7 protein-coding genes are annotated in these 5,099 nt (G+C 30.3%); all 7 read right to left on the minus strand.

Going from position 1 to position 5,099, the window contains the following annotated elements:
* Positions 1-168: 168 nt before the first annotated feature.
* The 7 genes from AC6I5C_RS17645 to AC6I5C_RS17675 all read right to left on the minus strand — a co-directional run bounded on the left by AC6I5C_RS17645 (position 169) and on the right by AC6I5C_RS17675 (position 5,013).
* Positions 169-747 (minus strand): hypothetical protein, encoded by a 579-nt coding sequence (locus tag AC6I5C_RS17645; RefSeq protein WP_497906322.1) that lies wholly within the window; start codon positions 745-747, stop codon positions 169-171.
* Positions 748-773: 26 nt separating this feature from the next.
* Complete coding sequence (locus AC6I5C_RS17650) at positions 774-1,256, minus strand: DUF4279 domain-containing protein (RefSeq protein WP_497906323.1); 483 nt, start codon at positions 1,254-1,256, stop codon at positions 774-776.
* A gap of 176 nt (positions 1,257-1,432) precedes the next feature.
* Positions 1,433-2,167 (minus strand): hypothetical protein, encoded by a 735-nt coding sequence (locus AC6I5C_RS17655; protein ID WP_497906324.1) that lies wholly within the window; start codon positions 2,165-2,167, stop codon positions 1,433-1,435.
* A gap of 157 nt (positions 2,168-2,324) precedes the next feature.
* A complete protein-coding gene (locus tag AC6I5C_RS17660; protein ID WP_497906325.1) occupies positions 2,325-2,990 on the minus strand; it encodes a hypothetical protein in 666 nt (221 codons plus the stop codon).
* Between the two features lie 221 nt (positions 2,991-3,211).
* A complete protein-coding gene (locus AC6I5C_RS17665) occupies positions 3,212-3,811 on the minus strand; it encodes a hypothetical protein (RefSeq protein WP_497906326.1) in 600 nt (199 codons plus the stop codon).
* A gap of 141 nt (positions 3,812-3,952) precedes the next feature.
* Positions 3,953-4,387 carry a hypothetical protein gene (locus AC6I5C_RS17670; protein ID WP_497906327.1) on the minus strand — a complete coding sequence of 145 codons (435 nt, stop codon included), beginning with the start codon at positions 4,385-4,387 and terminating at the stop codon, positions 3,953-3,955.
* 209 nt (positions 4,388-4,596) lie between these two features.
* Positions 4,597-5,013, minus strand: a complete 417-nt coding sequence (locus AC6I5C_RS17675; protein ID WP_497906328.1) for a hypothetical protein — start codon at positions 5,011-5,013, stop codon at positions 4,597-4,599.
* Positions 5,014-5,099: the final 86 nt, after the last annotated feature.

The raw sequence follows: 5,099 nt of genomic DNA on the forward strand, positions 1-5,099 counted from the left end.
TCATTAACTTGTTTTTTTAATTTGGTACAACGGCTCGAATATGGGGCGTTTGGCGTTTTAAAGCTCCGACCTATCAAACCGCTATATATTTTATGAATTGTACTCATTTCTATTTTATCACTTTCCGCCAAATGACCTATATTTATTGTTAGCGGTTCGGCTTTTATATTAAGTTATTTTCTCTTCTTCTTTTTCTCGCAATATTAGTCTCGTCTGTTCTGTAATTCGTGTTTGCACATTCAAAATACGAATATTTGCGTCTTCTTTTTCAAGTTTGTCATAATCCGCTACATGACCAAGTTCTGTTAACATGCAAGCAAGTTCATTTTCATCTTTATTATTAATATTCAACATTATCTGAGCCTGATTTATTAAAAACAACATTTTCTTTTGGTCAATCGAATTATTATAGTCAGGGTCAGTAGTCGTAATAAGTTCTGATATTATTAACCTAAGGTTTGAAATCCATTCAAATTTAATTTTCATTTGAAAATCACTTTTAACCTGTAGTCTAATCTTTTCAACGTCTGATTTAATTTGAGAATTGATTTTTTCAAAATCAGCTCGTATTGTTTTCTTAGTAATCAAGTGCTGAGATAATATTGTTATAATCGCAACTAGCAACATTCCAATCACAGTAATAACAACATGATATATTGGGTCAATTGAACTTTTACTATTTGAAGCCATTTCTGCAAAGGCAGAAGTTAGTTCACTATTAATGACAACATCTATGGTATCTCTCATTTTATTCTTTTGTAACTTATAAATCTTTAGTCTTCACTCAAACAATAAATATCCATATCAATCTCAGCGTCTATATTCGCTAAAATTTTTACTTGCTCCTTTTCAAATGCAAATCCAGGATTACAGCCTGAATAATAATATTGAACGATTATCAATCGCGTTATCCCACTATTACTGCTAATTTCTTTTATCAAATCAAGTCTTGGTTTAATAATAGTTTCAAAGAATTCACTTATTGTTTCGCCAATGAAATCATTGGTCTTTGTATTTAATTCGTAATCCCAATGATTATATTCCCAAGTTTTTTTCACCTTGCTTTTCCCAACAAAGTAATCTTCTCCTTTCCGTGCAATTGAGAGAGGAATCAATCCAAGTTTTTCGGTAATTTCATCAGGATTAAAATCGAAATCAATGAATCTAAGAATCACATGATTTTGGTTAATTTCCAAATCATTATCTGAATCTTGTAGCTTTTTATAATCCGCTTTATCTAACTTTTTTATATTCATCGTTTCAATTTTCTGGGGATGTTTCTCTAGCTGACCGCTAACGGTTGGTGTATAGTTTCGTTGCGTGAAAATCCGCTAGGATTTTCGTGTTAAGAAACTAAGATAGTAAAGTTGCGAGGATTTTCCGTGAGGAAATCAGAAGCAATGAATTATACACTGTGTTGGCAGAAGTTTTTTTAAAAATCATTACAGTCAATTTCAAAATCTAATTCTGTTAATTCATTTTGGTCAGTTTGATATGTAATAGTCGGGGCAAAGTGCCAAATTGGATTATTTGAATTATAATTTTCTATATACCAAAATTTGATGTTTATTTCAGAATTTGGTCTGGTTTTTTTTTCAAATATTTTGAAATTGTCATAGGTAAATTCAGTTCCAAAATCAAAGTTGTCATTATATTCTATTCCAGTAATTAAAGGTGGTGTGTGATTATTTAAAACAGTAAGATTGAATTTTAATTTAATTGGTACCCAAGCATTTAAATTTAAAACATTATTTTCTCCTTCAATTAAGTTTGAGGTATCATAATCTCTATAAAATTCTCCAGAATTTGATACCAATTCAGAATAATAGGTGTTAGTTTCTGTTTCATTAAATTCTAGACGATATCTTTCATCACTTCTTAAATTGTAATCAAAATTTAATTGATAATTACCGTTTAAGTCTGAATAAGTGGTTGAAATTTCTTTTGTGCAGTAATTTGGACCTATTCCTCCTCCAGGACATGACCAATATTTTAATAGTTTTATTTCAAAATCAGCAACATTTAAATTTCTATGGTAGTCTTTAATATTACCTGAAATCGTCGTAGGGACTCCTGGTAATTCCTCTCTGACTTGGTCATCATCTTTATCACAAGAAATAAAAAGAAACAGGGATAATGAAATTATTATAAACTTTATTGTTTGCATAATGTTAACCTAAATTTCTGCCAACGGTTTTGTATATGATACGTTGCGTGTGTTAGCACGAAAGTTAGCAAATAAAAACCGAATAGAAAATCCGCGAGGATTTTCGTAAGTAGGCTTGTACCAGCAATGGATTATATACGTTGTTGCCAACAGTTTTTTATTCCGTTTCTATTAATTCAAATTTATTTTCCGATTCTAATTCTTTAATAAATTCAGTCATAATTTTGTCCCATTCCACAATCCTTGATTCTTTATTAAACTCAAAGTTTAAATTTCGTTCAGGATAATTTTCGTGAATTATTTCGTATTCCATTCCTTCCCAGCCTCTTTCTTCCCATTTCTTAATTTCCTCTATTGTGTATTTGCGTTTGGAAGCATATACTTTTTCTTGGTCAAACTCTTGTAAATCAAAATAGTCAAATTGCTTATCAAAATTTTCATTGTCCGATTTTATTACAAAATGTCTAAAGCAAGAATGAGAAATTGTTATTCTGCTTGAGTAAGTTTTATTTCCGACAATTGAGTCTGGTTTGTATTCAAAATGTTCAACGTTCTCAATATTTAATTTCTCTTTGTTTTTTTTATAAAAACTGAAAAAAGTTGAGTCGGTAAGTTTAATTGGTTTGAATTTCTGCAACGATTTATTATCGTATTCAGAGTTTTTAAATTTTTGAATAAATGTTGAATTTTCTTTTTTCCACAGCAAATATGCAGTTGAGGAAACTCCATAATTTATGCAGGTCAATTTTGTGTATCCAATTTCTTTTATTCCGCTTGTTTTTAATTCAGCAATTTCAAGATTTAGAATAGAGTCGATTTTCATTTCGAACTTTTGTGAAAAAGCCTGAAATGATAATAGAAATAATAAAATTTTAAATATGTTCTTGATTTTCTTCAAATTGTTGGCAACGGTTTGTGTATAGTTTCGTTGCGTGAAAATCCGCAGGATTTTCAGGTTTAAGAAACTAAGATAGTAAAGTTGCGAGGATTTTCCGTGAGGAAAATCAGAAGCAATGAATTATACACTGTGTTGGCAACCGTTTTTTATTCGCAATTAACTTCAGGAGCTTCAAAATATCCGACTGCTTTGCTAGTTGTTACTTTTTTATATTTTTTAAAATCGGAACGACAAATGAAATAGTCTACAGATTTTAGGGTTTCGACAACCTCGAAATTTGGATTAAGATAGTCTTCCTTAACAACGTTATATTTTTTCAAAATTTCTATTGTTTCCTCGTTAAGTTCATAATTCTCGTCATTCCAAAAAAACAATTTTCCATTTTGTTCAATGTATCTTGTCGGTAAATAATTTTTTGTGTTTTGTAAGCTATCCGAAAGTAAATAGGTGAATTCGTTTGTCATTGCAGAAATGTTGATAGCAAATATTCCTTCGTAAGCTTTTCCATCTATCCAACGGTAGTTTTTGTTATCAATTTTTTCAAGTTCTTTTCGGTAAATCGTGTCTATGAATTCAACTTCGAATACTTTATGTTTTTTATAAAGTTTACTTGTGTTGCTGAAATCAATAATAGTATTTTTTATTGCTTGATTTTTATTTCCGTCCGAAACTAAAGTGTTTTTGTAAGTTGAGCAGCTTATAATTAAGATTGGAATTAATAAATATGCGAAATTTCGATTTTTCATTCAAATGGTTGCCAACGGTTTGTGTATAGTTTCGTTGCGTGAAAATCCGCAGGATTTTCGTGTTAAGAAACTAAGATAGCAAAGTTGCGAGGATTTTCCGAGAGGAAAATCAGAAGCAATGAATTATACACTGTGTTGTGCTTAGTTATTTATTTTTTTAATCGAGTCTATTTTTTGTTGTGTTTGTTCCTTTATGTCGTTAACCATTTCGTCCGTTAATATTACTTCAATTTCGGATTTTTTAGTTTGAAAAGAATTTGGAAAAAAGTACTTGTAAACTGCTACAAAAATCCCAAATGATATTAACCATATAAAGATGTACTTTTTAAACTTTTTAATTCCAAACTGATGAATTATTTCAGTCAGGTTTTCAGACTGGATTGCTCTTCTCTCAGGTATTATTCTTTTCTTTTGTCCATTCAATTCCTCAACGTAATCATAACCAGAAGTTGTCAAGAAAAATACATTTTCATCATTTTCCGTTTCGATATAATCCATTGCTACAAGTTCTGATATAACTCGCTCATAATTTGGATGCGAATTCCCTTCTTCGTCAACAAAGTCAGTTTTATGCAACGATTCATTTTCAGATTCGTAAATCCGTTTTAAATTGATTATATGTTCTTCGTTTAAATACAGTTTGGTCTAATTAAGCACAACGGTTTGTGTATAGTTTCGTTGCGTGAAAATCCGCAGGATTTTCGTGTTAAGAAACTAAGATAATAAAGTTGCGAGGATTTTCCGTGAGGAAAATCGGAAGCAATGAATTATACACTGTGTTGCCATTAGTTTTTTATTTTTATACGGTCTCTTATTGTTCCCATTAATTTCTGTCCATAATCATTTTCGATATGGAGGTCAATGAAAACTTCCTTTAGGTCGTCAGTCAATTTGGTTTCGTAATTATATGTTCCTTTCCTATGTTTTAGAGTGTCGAGATTGATTTTATTCTCATTTTCTTCGTCATATGCCACTAGATAACTTTTGTCCGAATTATAAGCGACAATCATTATATCCATTTTATAGTCAGAGTTCCGTTTTTTTGAGTTGTCTGGGTCATTTATGGTTTTTACAAAAATGCTGTCAAAAACATATTTGTTATTTAATTCCGATACAATTTTTTTCAGGCTATCATTTTCCGCACGTAAATTTTCTATTTCTGCAATCTTATTCTCCGTTTGATTGATGTCTGTGCAACTCAAATTTAATAAAGCCAGAAGCGCAATTATTATAGGTTTGTTCATTTTTTTAAATTAATGGCAACGGTTTGTGTATAGTTTCGTTGCGT

This window comes from Mangrovimonas sp. sgz306409 (assembly GCF_059735265.1).